At 72.0% G+C, this 17,669-nt stretch carries 16 protein-coding genes; 6 read left to right on the plus strand and 10 right to left on the minus strand.

Annotated features, from left to right (window positions below):
* Positions 1 to 259 precede the first annotated feature (259 nt).
* From ACP4IX_RS18435 to ACP4IX_RS18450, 4 genes are all read right to left on the minus strand, one after another.
* Positions 260 to 1,165: a universal stress protein gene (locus ACP4IX_RS18435; protein ID WP_426521590.1), complete on the minus strand. Its 906-nt coding sequence runs from the start codon at positions 1,163 to 1,165 to the stop codon at positions 260 to 262.
* Between the two features lie 161 nt (positions 1,166 to 1,326).
* Positions 1,327 to 1,569, minus strand: a complete 243-nt coding sequence (locus ACP4IX_RS18440) for a DUF397 domain-containing protein (protein ID WP_426521591.1) — start codon at positions 1,567 to 1,569, stop codon at positions 1,327 to 1,329.
* Positions 1,570 to 1,607: 38 nt separating this feature from the next.
* Positions 1,608 to 1,952: an alpha/beta fold hydrolase gene (locus ACP4IX_RS18445; protein ID WP_426556124.1), complete on the minus strand. Its 345-nt coding sequence runs from the start codon at positions 1,950 to 1,952 to the stop codon at positions 1,608 to 1,610.
* 48 nt (positions 1,953 to 2,000) lie between these two features.
* Entirely contained in the window at positions 2,001 to 3,506 is a 1,506-nt protein-coding gene (locus ACP4IX_RS18450; protein WP_426521593.1) for an acyl-CoA synthetase, read from the minus strand.
* 232 nt (positions 3,507 to 3,738) lie between these two features.
* Here ACP4IX_RS18450 and ACP4IX_RS18455 point away from each other — a divergent pair, with 232 nt between their 5' ends.
* Positions 3,739 to 5,514: a serine hydrolase gene (locus ACP4IX_RS18455; protein ID WP_426556125.1), complete on the plus strand. Its 1,776-nt coding sequence runs from the start codon at positions 3,739 to 3,741 to the stop codon at positions 5,512 to 5,514.
* 27 nt (positions 5,515 to 5,541) lie between these two features.
* On the opposite strand, the gene ACP4IX_RS18460 is transcribed toward ACP4IX_RS18455, so the two are convergent.
* The 4 genes from ACP4IX_RS18460 to ACP4IX_RS18475 form a co-directional block, all read right to left on the minus strand.
* Entirely contained in the window at positions 5,542 to 5,733 is a 192-nt protein-coding gene (locus tag ACP4IX_RS18460; protein ID WP_426521595.1) for a DUF2795 domain-containing protein, read from the minus strand.
* A gap of 81 nt (positions 5,734 to 5,814) precedes the next feature.
* The gene (locus ACP4IX_RS18465; RefSeq protein WP_426556126.1) at positions 5,815 to 7,392 is read right to left on the minus strand and encodes a phytoene desaturase family protein; all 1,578 of its coding nucleotides are present in this window, start codon (positions 7,390 to 7,392) and stop codon (positions 5,815 to 5,817) included.
* Between the two features lie 165 nt (positions 7,393 to 7,557).
* Entirely contained in the window at positions 7,558 to 9,780 is a 2,223-nt protein-coding gene (locus ACP4IX_RS18470) for a tetratricopeptide repeat protein (RefSeq protein ID WP_426521597.1), read from the minus strand.
* A 463-nt stretch (positions 9,781 to 10,243) separates the two neighbouring features.
* A complete protein-coding gene (locus tag ACP4IX_RS18475) occupies positions 10,244 to 10,621 on the minus strand; it encodes a four-helix bundle copper-binding protein (RefSeq protein WP_426556127.1) in 378 nt (125 codons plus the stop codon).
* Positions 10,622 to 10,774: 153 nt separating this feature from the next.
* Between ACP4IX_RS18475 and ACP4IX_RS18480 the strand changes: the two genes are divergently transcribed.
* From ACP4IX_RS18480 to ACP4IX_RS18495, 4 genes are all read left to right on the plus strand, one after another.
* Entirely contained in the window at positions 10,775 to 11,179 is a 405-nt protein-coding gene (locus ACP4IX_RS18480; protein ID WP_426521599.1) for a ChaB family protein, read from the plus strand.
* A gap of 37 nt (positions 11,180 to 11,216) precedes the next feature.
* Positions 11,217 to 11,570, plus strand: a complete 354-nt coding sequence (locus tag ACP4IX_RS18485; protein WP_426556128.1) for a DUF6479 family protein — start codon at positions 11,217 to 11,219, stop codon at positions 11,568 to 11,570.
* Between the two features lie 52 nt (positions 11,571 to 11,622).
* Complete coding sequence (locus ACP4IX_RS18490; RefSeq protein WP_386589628.1) at positions 11,623 to 11,973, plus strand: hypothetical protein; 351 nt, start codon at positions 11,623 to 11,625, stop codon at positions 11,971 to 11,973.
* A gap of 215 nt (positions 11,974 to 12,188) precedes the next feature.
* Entirely contained in the window at positions 12,189 to 13,409 is a 1,221-nt protein-coding gene (locus ACP4IX_RS18495) for a DUF2235 domain-containing protein (RefSeq protein ID WP_426556129.1), read from the plus strand.
* 25 nt (positions 13,410 to 13,434) lie between these two features.
* On the opposite strand, the gene ACP4IX_RS18500 is transcribed toward ACP4IX_RS18495, so the two are convergent.
* A complete protein-coding gene (locus tag ACP4IX_RS18500; RefSeq protein ID WP_426521602.1) occupies positions 13,435 to 14,280 on the minus strand; it encodes a peptidoglycan-binding protein in 846 nt (281 codons plus the stop codon).
* An 813-nt stretch (positions 14,281 to 15,093) separates the two neighbouring features.
* Between ACP4IX_RS18500 and ACP4IX_RS18505 the strand changes: the two genes are divergently transcribed.
* Positions 15,094 to 16,125: a hypothetical protein gene (locus tag ACP4IX_RS18505; protein WP_426521603.1), complete on the plus strand. Its 1,032-nt coding sequence runs from the start codon at positions 15,094 to 15,096 to the stop codon at positions 16,123 to 16,125.
* Between the two features lie 4 nt (positions 16,126 to 16,129).
* On the opposite strand, the gene ACP4IX_RS18510 is transcribed toward ACP4IX_RS18505, so the two are convergent.
* Complete coding sequence (locus ACP4IX_RS18510; RefSeq protein ID WP_426521604.1) at positions 16,130 to 17,587, minus strand: hypothetical protein; 1,458 nt, start codon at positions 17,585 to 17,587, stop codon at positions 16,130 to 16,132.
* Between the last annotated feature and the right edge of the window lie 82 nt (positions 17,588 to 17,669).

Consider the following 17,669-nt stretch of genomic DNA (forward strand, 5'->3'; position numbering starts at 1 on the left):
CCCGGTCCCGTTCCTGGCGCAGCGCGATGTAGCTGATGGGGGCGCGGCCGGCCGGCGCCCGGTCTGGCGGGTCGAGCCGGGACGCGGCCCCTGCCGCCGGCCGGCCCGGGCAGCGGCCGTGGCAGGCGGGCCCGTACCGCCGGTGGCGGGCCCTCACCTCCGTACGGAGACGGGCGCCGACACCACCGACGGCGTCGGCCCGCGCGGGCCCGCACCCTGCCTTCTCCGGCCTCGCTCCTCCGGCCTCGCTCCTCCCGCTTCACTCCTCCGGCGGAGCCGGGGGTACCACGGCGACCGGGGCTGCCGCGTGCAGCAGCACGGCGTGGGTGACCGAGCCCATCATGCGGGCCGGGGCCAGCAGGCGTCTGCGGTGGCGGCCGACGACGACCAGCTCGGCGTCGCGGGAGGCGGCGACGAGGTGTCCGGCCGCGTCGCCCGGCGCGACGTACGGTTCGGCGCGGACGTCGGGGTGGCGTTCCCGGTACGGGGCGAGGAAGCCGTCGGCCAGGACCCGGGTCTCGCTCTCGATGGAGACCTCGTCGATCACCGGGGGCATGATCTGGCCGGCGGCGGCCCAGGTCTGCACCGGCCACGGGTAGGCGGCGACCACCTGGAGGAGGGCGCCGCGCAGCGCGGCCTCGGCGAAGGCGAAGGAGAGCGTGGCGTCGTCGGGGCTGTCCACGTGCAGGCCGACCACCACCCGGGGGCCGGTTTCGGACCGCGCCTCGCCGTGGACCTCGCGGCCGGGGCGGGGCACCACGACGACGGGGCACTCGGCGTCGCGGGCGGCGGCCAGGCCGTTGGAGCCGAGCAGCAGGCTGGCGAACCCGCCGCGGCCCCGGGAGCCCAGCACCAGCAACTGGGCGTCGGCGCCCAGTTCCGGCACCACGGCGCCCGGTACGCCCTCCATGCCCACGTACTCCGTCGCCACCGCGTAGGCCCGCCCCTGAAGGTGTGCGCGGGCCTGGTCGAGCACCGGGTCCTCCCCGGTGTCCGGCGGGCCCGCGACCAGGACGTCGGTCTGTGCCCAGGCGGCGTACTGGCGCACATGCACCACCCGAAGGCGTGCCTCGCGCCGGTGAGCGGTGTCGAGGGCCCAGTCCAGGGCGCGCAGGCTGTCGTCCGAACCGTCGACCGCCGCGATGACCGGCAGGGTGGTGCTCATGGGTTCCTCGCCTCCGGAGTACGACCGTTCCCCCTCGTGGCGTCAGCCTCGCTCAGGCGTCGGCCCGAAAGGGTCCTCCCGGTCGCGTGTCCGGAAAAAGGGGTGCAACACCCCCGGATCGGCCGGACGGAACCACCCGGCTCGCCTCCCCGGCAGGCGTGTCACGTGAGGTCGAACTCCCCTTCCCGCGCTCCCGACACGAACGCGCCCCATTCCGCGGGGGTGAAGATCAGGGAGGGGTTGCCCGGGCTGCCACTGTTCCGCATGGCGATGAACCCCTCGACAAAGGCGATCTGGACATCCCCCAGGCCCCTGCTGCTGGACTGCCACTGCGCGTTGCTGAGATCCAGCTCCGGCTTGACCCAGCCCATGAGCGGGCGCTGGTGGGTGGTGCTCTCGGCCACGTCCGTGCTCCTCCCGGTCTCGTCGTCCGCGGGTCAGCCTAGCGACCGGGTCCGAGTGCCGACAGGCCACGTGACGGGCGCCTTTCGGGAGATCGGTGCCGCCGTTCCCACGCGTGGCACGCGCCGGTGGTGTCCCGGCGGCCTCTGCCGTGTGCGAGGAACACGGCGACACACCGTACGAACCAGCGCGGATCGTCCAGCCACGGGTAGTGCCCGGTGCCCGGCTGGACGGCCACCTCGGCATGCGGGAAGACGTCGGCGCAGCGGCGGGCGAGTTCCGGACGGGGGGCGCCGTCGCCCGCCCGGCAGGACCACCGGCGGGGGCGGGCGCCGCGGACGTGACGGGCGAGTTCGGTCCCGTCGTGGGTGGTGATCGTCGGCATGACGCCGATCGTCGGCGCTCGCCGCTTCGGCCGCACGCGTTTGCCGGGTCACGAACCGGCGAACCGGTCCCGCAGCTCCCGTTTGAGGATCTTCCCGCTGGCGTTGCGCGGCAGCGCGTCTACGAAGCGGACCCGCTTGGGTGCCTGGAACGCGGCGAGCCTCTCGCGGGCGTGGGCGATCAGTTCGTCCTCCGTGACCTCGTCGCGCGGGACGACGACCGCCGTGACGGCCTCGATCCACCGCTCGTCGGGCAGTCCGATCACGGCGGCCTCGGCGACGGCCTCGTGGGTGTAGAGGGCGTCCTCGACCTGGCGGGAGGCGACCAGGACGCCACCGGAGTTGATGACGTCCTTCACCCGGTCGACGACCGTGAAGTAGCCGTCCGCGTCCCGCACGGCGAGGTCGCCGGAGCGGAACCAGCCGTCGCGGAAGGCCGCTTCGGTTTCCTCGGGCTTGTCCCAGTAGCCGTCGCACAACTGCGGGGAGCGGTAGACGACCTCGCCCAGGGTGCCGTCGGGCACGTCCTTGCCGTCCTCGTCGACGATCCGCGCGTCGACGAACAGCACGGGCCGGCCGCAGGAGTCCATCCGGCCCTCGTGCTCGTCCGGGCCCAGGACGGTGGCGAGGGGGCCGATCTCGCTCTGCCCGAAGCAGTTGTAGAAGGCCAGGTCCGGGAGGCGTTCGCGCAGCCGCTCCAGGACCGGCACGGGCATGATCGACGCTCCGTAGTAGGCCTTGCGCAGGCCGCCGAGGTCGCGGGTGGCGAAGTCGGCGCGGTTCGCGAGGCCGATCCACACGGTGGGCGGCGCGAACAGGCTGTCCACGCGGCCCGCCTCGATCAGGTCGAAGAGCCGGTCGCCGTCGGGCGCGTCGAGGACGATGTTCGTCGCGCCGATCGCGAGGCAGGGCAGCAGGAACACGTGCATCTGCGCCGAGTGGTAGAGGGGGAGGGCGTGCACGGGCCGGTCGCCCGCGCCGAGGTCCAGGGCGGTGATGGCGCTCAGGTACTCGTGCACCAGCGCCCGGTGGGTCATCATCGCGCCCTTGGGCATGGCGGTGGTGCCCGAGGTGTAGAGCAGTTGCACCAGGTCCTCACCGCCCGGCTCGGGGCCGTCGTACGCGGGTGCCGTGGCCAGCCGGGCGAGCAGCGAGTCGGCGGCGTCGCGCAGCGGCAGTGTGCGTACGCCGGCGGGGAGCCGGCCGGCGAGGTCCGGGTCGGCGAGGACCAGCGTGCTGCCGGACTGGCGGACGATGTAGGCGAGGCCGCCGCCGGTCAGGTTCTGGTTGACCGGGACGTGGACCAGGCCCGCGCGGGCGCAGGCCAGGAAGGCGATCAGGTAGGCGTCGGAGTTGTGCCCGTAGGCGCCGACCCGGTCCCCGGGGCTCAGTCCCTGTTCCCTCAGGACGCTCGCCGCGCGGGAGACGGCGGTGTCGAGTTCCGCGTAGGTCCAGGTGCGGTCGCGGTACTCCACCGCGACGCGCGCCGGGGTGCGCCGGGCGCTGCGCCGCAGCACTCCGTCGACCGTGCTGCCGTGTCCGGACGTCAGCGTCATGACGTGATCCTCGGCCGGTCGGCCCGGCGGGTCAAGACATGCGCGCACGGCGCCGGAAGTGTCGGGTGACATGGCGGCACTGCACAGCCCGCCCGGCCCCGTGCCGGGCGGACTCCGGCGGCCCGACTCCGCCCGGCCCATTGACACGAACCCGTCACTGACAGGAAAGTTTCACTCCGCACAGAGGTCCAGGAAAGATACTTTCAGCTTCGGTGGCGCGGGAGGCTCTTCGATGGCCGGACAGGCTGCGAGCGGATTCACACGGCGTCAAGTGGGCGCCGGGGCTCTGGCCCTGGGCGGCGCCCTGGCCATCGCCCCGTTCGCGGCCGGGCCGGCCGAGGCCGTCGCGGACCAGGGCCGCCGCCCCACGCTGCGGCGCGGCTCCGCCGAGCGCGCCGGGTTGCTGCCCGGGCACCTGCGTCAGCTCGTGACGGACGCCGAAACGTTTCTCGGCCCCTCGCCCGAGCACCCTTGGTACGCGGGCGCCGTGCTCCTCGCCGGCCGGGGCGGCACGGTGGCCCTGCACGAGCCGATCGGCATGGCGGTGCGCTACCGGGCCTACGACGAGGAGACCGACACCGGCGTCGAGTTCCCGGCCGGACAGCAGATCCCCATGACCGAGGAGACGGTGTTCGACCTCGCGTCGATCTCCAAGCTGTTCACCTCGATCCTCGCCGTGCAGCAGCTGGAACGCGGCGCGCTGGAGCTGGAGGCGCCGGTCGCCTCGTACCTGCCGGACTTCGGGCGGGCCGGCAAGCAGGACGTGACCGTCCGGCAGCTGCTGACGCACACCTCCGGCTTCCGGCCGTGGATCCCGCTGTACAGCGCGCCCACGTACGAGGAGAAGGTCCGGCTCGTCCACGACGAGGCACCGGTGAGTGCGCCCGGCACGGCGTACCTGTACTCGGACCTGAACATGATCTCGCTCCAGCTGGTGCTGGAGGAGATCACGGGCCGCACCCTCGACGTCCTGCTGCGCGACGAGATCACCGCCCCGCTCGGGCTCCACCGCACCCGCTACAACCCGCCCGCCTCCTGGAGACCGCGGATCGCGGCCACGGAGGACGCCCGGCAGCCCTGGTCCGGTCTCGACCGGGGACTGGTGTGGGGCGAGGTGCACGACGAGAACGCCTTCAGCCTCGGCGGCGTCGCCGGCCACGCGGGGGTGTTCTCCTGCACGTGGGACCTGGCGGTACTCGGCCGCACGCTGCTCAACGGCGGCTCCTACGGCCGGGCGCGCATCCTGCGGCCGGAGTCGGTGGAGCTGATGTTCACCGACTTCAACACCGACTTCCCGGGGGACGAGCACGGCCTCGGCTTCGAGCTGTACCAGCACTGGTACATGGGTGCCATGGCCACGCCGCGCACGGCCGGGCACACCGGTTTCACGGGTACGTCGCTGGTGCTCGACCCGACGACCGACTCGTTCCTGGTGGTGCTGGGCAACTCGGTGCACCCGGTACGCGGTTGGCGCTCCGGGTCGGCCCCCCGGGTCGCGGCCGGCACCCACCTGGCACGGGCCGTGCCGGTGCGACCCGCGCACGGGCGCACGGCGTGGTTCTCCGGGACGGCGGGTTCCTCGACGGCGACGCTCACGCTGCCCGCGCTGGACACGTCCGCCGGCGAGGCCCGGCTGCGCTGCGCCCTGTGGTGGGACACCGAGAACGGGTCGGACGCACTCTTCCTGGAGGCCACGACCGACGGCGGCGGCACCTGGCGGCCCGTCCCGTTCACCACCACGCGCCGCGGCGAGGCGCCCCGGGAGCATCCGGCGGGTTCGGCCACGGGCTGGTCGGGCCGCGTCTGGCACCGGCTGAGCGCCGCCCTCCCGGCCACCCGCGGACTCACCCTGCGCTGGCGGTACACGACCGACCGGCTGTACGTGGGACGCGGGGCGTACGTCGACGGGCTGCGCGCCGAGGCGGCCGGCGACGTGCTGTTCCACGACGCGCGCCCCGCGGACGCGGCGCGGATCGAGGCGGTGGGGTGGACGGCGTCGGCCGACTAGGACCGGGCGGTCGTACGCCGGTGCGCGTCAGTCGTTGAAGACGGCTTTCTGCACCTCGTTCGGTCCGTCGAAGCTGTTCTCCTTGAGGCCGTCGAGACGGCTCACGACCTTGTCGTCGGCCTTGTTCTTGCGCGCGCAGTCGACGAGCGACTTCTTGTCGGCCGGGTAGTCCATGCCGCTGAGGGCCTTCTGCAGGTCGATGGGGCTGAGGTCCGCCATGGCAGGCTCCTTGTCGTGCGGGTGACAGGTACGGAATTTCCGTTATGTCGCGGTACCCAGCCCCGTCCGACGCATGCGCCGTCAGTTCGCCGTCCGTTCCAGCACCGCCATCGCCGCGTTGTGCCCCGGCACCCCGCTGACCCCTCCCCCGCGCACCGCGCCCGCGCCGCACAGCAGCACGTTAGCCTGCCCGGTCTCCACTCCCCAGCGGCCGGTGCCCGCCCGGGCGTGGGGCCAGGCCGTCTCGCGGTGGAAGATGTGGCCGCCGGGCAGGCGCAGGTCGCGTTCCAGGTCGAGCGGCGACCGGGCCTCGATGCAGGGCCGCCCGTCGGCGTCGGTCGCCAGGCAGTCCACCAGGGGCTCGGCCAGGTGGGCGTCGAGCTGGGCGAGGGTCGACTTCAGCAGTTCCTCGCGGACGGCGTCGTTGTCCCGGGCGAAGAGGCGGGCGGGCGTGTGCAGGCCGAACAGGGTGAGCGTGTGCATGCCCTTCGCGGCGAGGTCCGGGCCGAGGATCGTGGCGTCGGTCAGCGAGTGGCAGTAGATCTCGCAGGGCGGGGCGGCGGGCAGTTCGCCGGCCGCGGCCCGGGCGTGCGCGGTGGCGAGCTGCTCGTATCCCTCCGCGACGTGGAAGGTCCCGGCGAAGGCCTCACGCGGGTCGGCCGCGGGATCGCGCAGCGCCGGCAGCCGCGTCAGCACCATGTTGACCTTGAGCTGGGCGCCCTCGGCGGGCGGTGGCGGTGCCTGCCCCGTGAGCGCCGCCAGTTCCTGCGGGGAGGCGTTCACCAGGACGTGGTGCGCGGCGGCCACGCCCTCGCCGTCGGCCGAGCGGTAGGTGACCTCGGCGGCTCGCCCGTCCGTGTCGATCCGCACCGCCTCGTGCCCGGTGGCGAGCACGGCACCCGCCGTGCGCGCCGCGCCGGCCAGTGCGTCGGTGAGGGCGCCCATGCCGCCGACCGGCACGTCCCAGGCACCGGTGCCGCCGCCGATCACGTGGTAGAGGAAGCAGCGGTTCTGGCTCAGGGAGGGCTCGTGGGCGTCGGCGAAGGTGCCGATCAGGGCGTCGGTGAGGGCCACTCCCCGTACCAGGTCGTCCGCGAAGTGCTCCTCGATGGCGACGCCGATCGGCTCCTCGAACAGAGCCCGCCAGGCCGCCTCGTCGTCGACCCTGCGGCGCAGTTCGTCCCGGGTGGGCAACGGCTCGGTGAGGGTCGGGAAGACCCGCCGCGCCACGTGGCCGGTCATGGCGTAGAACCGCTGCCAGGCCGTGTACTCCCGCTCCGAGCCGGTGAGCCGGGCGAACGACTCACGCGTCCGCCGCTCGCCCCCGCCGACGAGGAGCCCGGTGGGCCGGCCGTCCCGTTCGACGGGCGTGTAGGAGGAGACGGTGCGCCCGCGCACCCGGAAGTCCAGCTCCAGGTCCCGCACGATCTTCTTCGGCAACAGGCTGACCAGGTACGAGTACCGCGACAGCCGTGCGTCGACCCCGGCGAACGGCCGCGTGGACACGGCCGCGCCCCCGGTGTGGTCCAGCCGTTCCAGCACCAGCACGGAGCGGCCGGCGCGGGCCAGGTAGGCGGCGGCAACCAGACCGTTGTGGCCACCGCCGACGACGACGGCGTCGTAGTGACGGGATGCGCGGGGCGTGGTGGGCGGCGTCATGGCTCTTGGTAACACGGGCCTGCGGGGAGCGGCCAGAGGTGCGGTGGGGCGGGTGGCCGGGCCACGGGCGGCGCCCCGGGCCGGCAGGCGGGCGGCGGCGAGGGCCGGCCGCCGTCCGGCCGGCCCGCCGTGGTGCGCGTACGGCCGCCGTGCCCCCGGCCCGGCTCAGCGCGCCCCCGCTCTGCGCTGTACCGCCACCCTGCGGTACAGCTCCACGGCCTCGGCACCGCGGCCGAGTTGTTCGAGGCAGTGGGCCTCGTCGTCGCGGCCGGCGAGGGTGTCGGGGTGGTCGGGGCCCAGGAGGCGTTCGCGGGCGGCGGCGACCCGGCGGTACTCGGTGAGGGCTGCGGACCAGCGGCCCAGCCAGCCCAGGCCGACGGCGACCTCACGGCGGCTGACGAGGGTGTCGGGGTGGTCGGGGCCGAGGACGCGTTCGCGGATCGCGCACACCTCGCGGGACTCGGCGAGGGCCTCCTCCCAGCGGCCGAGCCGGCCGAGGTTGACACCGAGGCCGTGCCGGGCGCGCAGCGTCTCGGCGTGTTCGGGGCCCTGCGCGCGGGTGCGGTCGTCGATCAGTTCCTCGTACAGCGTCAGTGCTTCGGCGCTGCGGCCGAGGCGGCCGAGGCTGATGCCTATCTCGTAGCGGGCGGCGAGGGTGTCGGGGTGGTCGGGGCCGAGCGCCCTCTCGCGGGCCCTCGCGACCTCCTGGTAGGTGGCGAGGGCCTCCTGCCAGCGGCCCAGCCGGCCGAGTTCGTAGGCCACCTCGTAGCGGGTGACCAGCGTGTCGGGGTGGTCGGGACCGAGTACGCGGGCGCGGGCGGCGGCCACCTCGCGCGCCATGCGATGGGCGTCCTCGGGACGACCGAGCCGGCCGAGGTTGAAGGCGAGGTTGTGCCGGCAGCGCAGCGTGTCGGGGTGGTCGGCGCCCATGACGCGCTCACGGGCGGCGAGGACCGACGTGTAGACCTGGTGGGCGTCGGCGTACCGGCCCAGCCGGCCCAGGACGTACGCCATCTCCTGGCGGACGGCGAGCGTGTCCGCGTGGTCGGCGCCCAGCACCCGGATCCTGGCCGCGGCCACGCGTTTGTAGGTGCGGAGCGCGTCGGCCGCGTGCCCCGTGCGGCTGAGGGCGAAGGCGACCTCGTAGCGGCTGGCGAGCGTGTCGGGGTGGTCGGCGCCGAGCAGACGCTCGCGCTCGTCGGCCACCGCCCGGTGCACCTCCCCCGCCTCCTCCCAGCGGCCGAGCCGCCCCAGGGTCAGGCCCGCGTTGTGCCGTCCGGCCAGCGCGGCGACCGCCTCGGGCCGCGGGTCGGGGCGCTCGGCGGGGAGGGGCGCCGCGGACTCGCCGGCGGGCCGCGGGATCCACTCGCCGGACAGCCCGGCGGCACGGTCCGGGGGCGTGGAGCCGAGACCGGTGCCCGTCGCCTTGTGCCCGGTGGTCATGCCGTGGGTCCAGGACGGCAGCGCGGCCCGGCCCCCTCCGACCGGCTGGGGCGTCCTGGCCCGGGGCGCCACCATGGCCGGCGCGTACGCCGGCACCGTGCGGCCGGCGGTGATCCGGCGGCCCAGTTCCCGGGCGTCGTCCGGGCGCTGCTCGGGCCGCTTGGCCAGCAGGTCGAGGATGATCCGGTCCAGGTATCCGGGCAGTTCGGCGCGGTGACTGCGGGGCGGCGCGGGATCGGTGTCCCGGTGGCCGACGAGGATCGCCCAGGCGTCGTCGAGGTCGAAGGGCGGGACGCCGGTCGCGATCTCGTAGAGCACGCAGCCCAGCGAGTACAGGTCGCTGCGCCGGTCGACCTCGTCGCCGCCGATCTGTTCCGGCGACATGTAGTGCGGGGTGCCCATGGCGATGCCGGTGCCGGTCAGGCGGGCGGTGAACCCGACGTCGTGGCCGAGCCGGGCGATACCGAAGTCGCAGATCTTCACGGTGCCGTCGGTGAGCCGGACGATGTTGGCGGGCTTCAGGTCGCGGTGCACGATGCCCTGTTCGTGGGTGTAGGCGAGCGCGGAGGCGACCTGTTCCGCGATGTCGACGACGTCGGGGACCGGCAGTGGATGATGCTTGTTGTCCTCCAGGAGCCGGCTCAGGTCGCGGCCCTCCAGCAGCTCCATGACCAGGAACAGCACACCGTCCCACTCGCCGAAGTCATGGACGACGGTCACCCCGCGGTGCTGGAGCGCGGCGGCCACCCGGGCCTCGCGCCGGAACCTCTCCCGCAGGACGCGGGTGAAGGAGTGGTCGTGCTGCGCGCCCAGCGGTTTGAGGCACTTGACGGCGACGCGACGGCCCAGAGACTCGTCCTTCGCCCGCCACACCTCGCCCATGCCGCCGCGCCCGATTCGCTCCAGCAGCCGGTACCGGCCCTGGATCAGCGTGCTGTCCCCCATCTCGCTGCCCGCCCCCGTAGCAGTCCGCCCCGCCCTCCCCTGGCCGGTCCAGTATGGCGGTTTATGGGCCAGGTTTGTACGGTGCCGGGCGCGTGGCCGGTCCGAGCCGTGGCGCGCAGGCCGGGTTTGGGCGGCAGCTGCCGTCGCAGACGTGCGGGAAGCCCGCGCGGCGGGGCCGGTGGCGCGCGGCCGCCGGGTGGCGGGTGGCGGGTGCGGTGGCCGGTCTGCCGTAGGGCTCGTGCGCGTACGGCGGTAGGAGGCCGTACGCCAGGTGTGCCGCCCGCCACCGCAGCAGCGTGCGTGTGGGGACCGGTCGGGGGTGCGTGGGCGGCGGCGCAGGAGCCGTCCGCCTCCTGCGCCCCGGCGCCCGCGGCCGACTGCGGAGCCGTGCCGGTGTTCGGCGCGGTGGCGACCGGCGTGGGCGTCCTGCGGGACGCGCCCGTGCCGTCGCCCGGTGCGCCCCTCAGCGCAGGGTGTCGAGGAACTCGCCGCAGGCACGTGCGCAGGCGCGGCAGGCCTCGGCGCTCTCCTCGGCGCCCGGGTGCTCGTCGAAGACGTGCGCGCTCTCCAGGCACACCTGCCGGCACCATTCCAGCTGGACGCGGATCGCGGACTCGTCCACCTGGTTCTGTTCGGACAGCACCCGGCAGGTCGCGTCACAGACCTCCGCGCACATGATGCCCTTGCGTCGTACGAGCTCCTGGTTCTCGGTTCCGTCCGGGTCCACGAGGCTCGCCCGCAGCGCGCACGCCCGTGCGCACTCGGTGCACGCCTGTGCGCAAGCGAAGCGGTCCTCCAGGAAGCGGAACAGTTCCTGCTGGGAAGTCGTCGTCGATGTCACACCGCGCGGGTTGCCGCTGCGGACGGCGCCAAACCGCCGGGCCCGGTGCTCCCAAGGGATCCGGCCCGTTTTCGGGGTGGTCCGCAGGGCACTCGTGGAGCCTGCCCGAGCTGGTGACGGCGATGACGCGGACGACGTACGGAGGTGCACGACATGCCGGGACGACAGGAACTGCCGTCGACCCTGGAGCGCTCTCCCCGGGAGGCCCAGCGCACCTGGATCAAGGCCCACGACTCGGCCGTGGAGGAGTACGGCGAGGGCGAGCGGGCCCACCGGGTGGCGTACGGGGCTCTGAAACACACGTACGAGAAGGTCGGCGACCACTGGGAGCGCAAGGAGGGTGGCCGCAAGGGCCCCTCCGATCCGCAGTCCGGGCGGCCCCGCGGGCAGGGCGGGCGCAGCGGCGAGGGCGTCGACGAAAGGGCCTCGAAGCAGCACCTGTACGACGTGGCGAAGCGACTGGGCGTCGAGGGCCGGTCCCGGATGTCGAAGGCGGATCTGCTCACGGCCATCCGGAAGGCCAACCGTTCGCGGACGCGAGCGTCCCGGTCGGGCTGAGCGGGTTGGTGACCTGGTCCGGGGGTACCCGCGCCGCATGACCAACGCATGGATGGACCTGGCCGCTTCCGGTGGGATCGGTATCGGCATCGGTGTCGCGGCCGTCGTGGTCGTGGGCCTGTTGATCGGCGCGTTCGCCTTCGGCAGTCGGCAAAAGCGCCGGGAGCCGCCACCGCCGCGTCCGGAGGAGCAGCCCCGTATGCCTGACGGGGGACCCGTCCACGAGACGCGGGAGCGGCGGGAGCCCGACGAGATGCCCAGGACCGACGACCGGACGCTGCCGCACGACCTCGGGCACCAGAGCAGCCACACCGCCTCCGGGCAGGATCGGCCCCGCTGGGACGAGGGCAGCAGCGGCTCGTTCGGCAGCGGCGGACCGGGCGGACGCTGACCTTCCGAGAATGTCGTACAGCGAGAATGTCGTACTGAGGGATGTGAGAACCATGGCCGACCCCGCTCGCAACACCCTGCCGTTGCCGGACTACGACCATCTGCCGATCGGCGGGCTGGAGAGTCGTATCCGGTCGCTGGGAGCGGAGGAGGTGGAGGAGCTGCTGGCGTACGAACGGTCGCACGCCGACCGGCTTCCCGCCACGGAGCTGCTGACGGCCCGGCTGGAGCAGTTGAGGTCCGGCGCGGAGCCGTCCTCCGGCGACCCGGGAGCGGTTCGTCCGGAGCAGGGGCAGGGCCGCACGGGCTCTCCCGTGTCGCCCGCGACCTCACCGCAGCCGTTCTCCCCGCCGCCGCACGGTACGCCGGACCAGCGGGGCAAGCCGAAGGGTGACCGCACCTAGTGAGGTGGCTCGCAGATGCGTGAGCAGGAGCAGTGAGCAGGAGCGACGGACGCGGTCGAGGATCTGGCCGGCGGTCCTGGTCCACGTGACGGGTGCCGGATCAGCGCGCGGCCACCTCACCGCCGAGTGGATGTCGCGTGGCGGGGCGCGGCGGGCGGTGCGACCCTGGGAGTGGTGCTGTGCGCCGTTCCGCGCTCCCGCGAGGAGGGTTGGTCATGGCCAAGCGTCTGGTCGTGTGCTGCGACGGCACATGGAATTTCGCGGACCAGCCGAGCAAGACCAACGTCGCCAAGGTCGCCCTGTCCGTGCGCCCCGAATCCGCCGCCGGGGTGGAGCAGCGCGTCTATTACCACAGCGGTGTCGGTACCCACCGGCGGGAGCGCCTGCGCGGCGGCGCGTTCGGTGTGGGGCTGTCGCGGAACATCGTGAACGCCTACCGGTTCCTCGTCGAGACGTTCGAGCCCGGCGACGAGTTGTTCCTCTTCGGCTTCAGCCGCGGTGCGTTCACCGCCCGCAGCCTCGCGGGGCTGGTACGCAACAGCGGCATCCTGAGCCGGGAACACGCCGACCGGATCCCGGACGCCTGGGCTCTGTACCGCAACCGGGTCGAGCGACCGAACGGCGCGGCCGCCACCCTGTTCCGCCGCTCGTACGCGCGCGAGACGGAGATCAGGTTCGTCGGGGTGTGGGACACGGTCGGCGCCCTGGGCATCCCGGTTCCGGACACACCGTGGGTGCAGCCGGCGGCGAACCGGTTCAACCGCCGCTGGGCGTTCCACAACACCGAACTGAGCAGCCGGGTCAAGGCGGCCTTCCATGCGCTGGCCGCCGACGAGCAGCGTTCGGCGTTCCGGCCGACGCTGTGGCATCAGCAGGCCGGCTCCGCCGCACAGGGCCAGGAGCTCAAGCAGGTGTGGTTCGCCGGGGTCCACTCCGACGTCGGTGGCGGCTACGAGGAGACGGGGCTGTCCGACATCGCCCTGCTGTGGATGGTCGACCAGGCCCGCAGGTACGGGCTGGAGTTCGACGCCCATGCGCTGAGTACGGACGGGCCGCGGGTGATGCGGCCTCAGGAAGGCATCGACTTCCGCGTACGGCCGGACGTCTCGGGCAGGGTGCACGTCTCACGGACGGGCATGTACCGGCTGTCCAAGCCGCTGCACCGGCGGCTCGAAGCAGCGGTGGACGACGCCGGCCGGCCCGACGGCAACGAGTTCCTGGCGGTGCCCGCCAAGGAGCGCTACGACCGGGACACGGGCTACCGGCCGCCGGAGCTGGAACGCTACCTGGCCGGACAGGGGCGGGTCCGGCTGGAGCCCGTCCTGCTGCCGGGCCTCTCAGCGGGCCTGCCGCCCATGCCGCCGGTGCCCGGTTCCGATGCGTCCGGTCCCGAAGCGTCGGCCGACGCGCACGACGGAGTCGACCGCGCGAGGTGACCTCGCCGTGTCAGGCTCTGCCGTGTCAAGCTCTGGGGACCTCGAGCCTGTCCCAGCTGAACCGGCCGGGGATGCCGTCGGCAGCCCTTCCCTCGAAGCCCAGCTTCTGCTGCCAGGCGGCGTACGACCTCACGTCGCCCGCTCCCCACACGTCGGGACTGGCGTGGGACGTGTAGCGGTCGCAGTCCTCGGCGACGAGCCGCACGTGCATTCGCCCGATGACGGGCGACCGGCGTCCCGCCTGGAAGAACGACGCACCCGGGAACGGCTCGAACAGGGGCTGGGACACGAAATCCGGCCAGGAACCGGGGTCGACGTGGTCGTTCTCCGGGACATGGGCATGGGCGTACCACCCGCCCTGCGTCCGCCACTTGCCGGCCGGGCACGTGTTGCGGGTCAGGGAGGTCGGGCGGCCCATGGGCCAGACGTCCGGTACGCCCCACGAGCTGATCCACGCGTGGAGAACGCCCCAGCCGTTGCACGGAGTGTCGACCAGCCTCGCGAACACCTTGCCGTTCACGCGGCAGTGCGGGAAGAACAGGGCCTCGACCTGGATGACGACCTTGCCGGCCCGGTTGGTACGCGTACCGCCGGGCGCGTCGGCCAGCGCTTTGCTGCGGGAGGTGGCGGGGAAGAACTGGGCGAACGCTCCGGTGAAGGGGTCCCAGAGGATCTGCGGAGCCTGGCCTTTGCCGCTGCCGGTGAAGAAGCTCTTGAGATTGGCGAACGGGATCAGGTTCAGGGGAGCTTCGGCCGTGGCCTCCCTGTCCGCCGTGATGTGCGCGATCGCCCTTGCCGGGAACTCGGGGTCGCACGGCGCATGGTCCCCGACGTCCGCCCTGAGAGCTTGGGGCATCCATGGATCGGGCATGGCGAAATCCTTCCCTCTTCGCACCGCACGTGATGGCGGGGTGCGGCGGGGCGACAGGGGAGCAGACGCCGACGGACGACGGGCCCTGCGGCAGGCCCCCTCCCCCACTTCCTACGATGCGACTGGTGGGATGCTGCGGCAAACCGTGGAAGCCGCGGCCGTCAGCGAGCATGCCGCCGCGAAGTCGAGCGGCGGCACGAGGCCCGACGTCAGCCGGTCGCAACTGCGCGCCCCGGTGTTCCCGTTGCGGAATGCGCCGGAGGGGTGAAGAGTGGGATGCATATCGGCTGTGCGTTCTCCCAGCTCCGGAATTTCCTGGACCGCGCTCGGCGGGAAGAATCCACGACGGACGGACCAGCACGGCGCCCAGCACAGGGAACCATCATGGCCAGAATCTCCCGGCGACACCTCCTGCACGCGGCCAACGCATCGGTTCTGGCCGCAGTGCTCGCGTTCCCGGCAGGTCTGACGATCGCCGCAGCGGATTCTCAGGGCTCGGACGGGGGCCACGCCGGAGCACCGGCCCAGACCACCGAACCTCCGCCGTCCCCTCCCACCACGCCGAGTGATCCGGCGGGACCCACGACGCCCTCCTCCGTTCCGTCGGACTCCCCACCCAGCGATCCGACGGGGCCCACGACGTCCCCTTCCTCCGAGACGGGCGGGACGTCCGACACCACCGAACCGGCAGACCCCGACGACACGGACGGACAGACGTCCGATCCCCCGCCGGAGCAGAAGACGGAAATCGACGAGGCGACGACGGCCCTGAACGAGGAGAAGGAACGAGTCCCCGAAGAACTCGAGTCGGCCGTGGACACGTTGATCGCCGTCATCGGCACGGTCGACGATCCGGAGACGATGCCGCAGGACAGACAGGGAGTCATCGAGAGCGCGAAGAACCTGTCCACCGCGCTGGCCGCCATCAATGACCCGGAAACACCTCCCGAGCTGCGGAAAGAGCTGAGCGCGATCGTGCAGCAGGTGGCTTCGGCGCTCGAGGTGGTCAACGACTCCCGCGTACCGGCCGAACAGCGGTCCGCGCTCATCCTGGTGATCAAACGCACCACGTCCACCCTGGAGCTGATCTGCGATCCCCGGACGCCGCAGGACGTGCGGAGCCGGATGATCACCATGCTGAAGGATACGGCCTATGCCGCGGAGAGGAGTCAGGACGGGGCACAGGCCGACTCTCCGGATGCGCTCCGGAGCACGGACCGTGAGCAGGACGCTCCGGGGGCTCTGGTGTCCGTGAGTTCCTCCGCGGACATCATGGGCGACCGCAGGACACCGGCGAAGGAACGAGAACGGCTCGCGGAGATCACGGGGCAGGTCAGCGCCCTGCTGAGGAAGATCAGCGACCCCGGGACGTCGCAGGAGGAGCGGTCGGAAGCCAGGAAGGAACTGGACGAGAAGACCTCTCGGATGAAGGACCAGCAGGAGCAGTCCGCCTCCGCCCAGGAGCGCCCCGAGGAGTCGCTCGGCAAGGCCGCCGCATTCTGCACCAGCGCCATATTCGAGTCCACCCCCGAGTCGGACCTCGTGCGGGGGCTGAAGAAGCTGACTCCCGCGCAGTGGGAGGACGAAGGAGTCAAGGACTTCTGGAAGGCGAAGGAGAAGAGCGACGAGGTGGTCGACGTCCTCGCCCAGTTGCAGAACAACGAGCACACCCACGGCCCGTTCGAAGTCGTACCGCTCATCACCGAACTCGCCGAGCTCGTACCGCACAAGGAACTGTTCGGGACCCTGGGAGGATCTGCCCTGTCCTGCAAGCAGACTGCCACCTACCTCGACGAGAAGTTCGGGGTCGCGGTGGACACCTGGCTCACCAAGACCGCCGGGTGACGGGTCAGACGCCGGCGGATGCCAACAGTTCGGCCACGGATATCTCTGCGTCAGCCCGCGCCCGCGCCGCTCCGTACCTCTCCAGCTCCCTCCTTTCTTCCGCGTAGTCACCCACCCCGGAGAAATTGAAGGGGAAGGACGAGATCGATGAGATGAAGCTGCCCCCCGGGGACCAGACAGCCGTCACATAACGCGGCTTGCGCGTCACGTTGATGAGATTGTTGTTGTGCCGCACCCTTCCTCGGTACACGAGCTGGCTCCCGCACACCGCCGGTTCGCAGTGATAGCGCGGGTCGCGTTCGCTCCACGAAGGGTGAGGGGTCCTGAACTCCTCCACGTCGAGCCTCCCCCGATCCTTTCTCATGTACGAGATCTGCAGATCGACGCTCACCGTGTCGTACCCGACGTCCTTGGGCAGTTGGAATACGCGCTTCAAGGAGTACTCCTGCCCGACGTCGAGCGAGTTGCCGGGGTGCTGGAATCTTCCACTGCTTATGGTGGTGTACTCGAGTTGGTCGACGTAGAGTTCCGCCTCCCCCTCGCCCGCCCCCTGTTTCCCGACGCTCTCTCTCCACTCGGCCACCAGGCCCTCTTCCTCCAGGGAGTACAGGGCGACCCTGCCGCGGACCGTGTAGATGTCGTTGATGATGTACACCGGGATACCTCCGGTGTTTTTCATGTAGAGCGTCAGCGGGACATGCACGAAGGGAAGATCGTTATTGTCCTCCCAGGCCTTTCCGAATTCTGCCTTCAGGGTGAAGTGCATGGGGGCGGCTGCAGGCTGGTACATGGTGGAATACGCAAGGCTGACAGCCGTCAGGAGTGCCGTGGCAAGCACTCCGGCCGCGAATCTCTTGGGTTGCGGTACCCCCTTCCAGGATTTGTGACGAACAAGGAGGAGCAACGCCCATATGGACCAGAGAAAGGCAGGCAAGTAGACCAGCAGGTAGCGCGTGTACTCCCTCTCCTCGAACCAGAGGAGGAGAAGGAGCCCGTCGGTGGCGAACACGATGACCGCCCCCAGCAGCACCAACGCCCCGGAAGCCCTGACATGTCGCCTCCCCCAGTAGTCCAGTGCCGCGATCGCCGCGATTCCCAGTACCACACCCGAGAGGACGAACAGCACTCCGGTGATCCGTTGAGCGAAAGTAAGAGCTCCCGAGGCATCCGGCCATCCGATGACCACGCTGAAAACCATGGAAGCGAGCAGCCCGGCCGTCATGAGTGACATGATCGAGCGCCTTCTCCAGGCACGGTCGGGCCAGGTCCTGCTGTCGCCCCCGCGCCAGCATATGGATGCCGGATCGTCCAGATCCATGCTTTCCGGGTAACCGAGACGGCCGAGTCTTCTGCGCAGCTCCGACGACGACCAGGCACTGCCGACCGTCTCGCCGTCGATGGTGATACGGCGAAGACCGCGGCTGTCCGGCGTCTCCACGATGACCCATGGACGGATGCTCATGCCCTCAGACTCGAACCCGCCCCGGCATCGTGCACGCGGAGCCACCCCAATGGGTTCCGGCGGACCGAGCCCGGTCCGGGCG

This window comes from Streptomyces sp. WG5, from assembly GCF_049974565.1.
GTDB lineage: Bacteria > Actinomycetota > Actinomycetes > Streptomycetales > Streptomycetaceae > Streptomyces.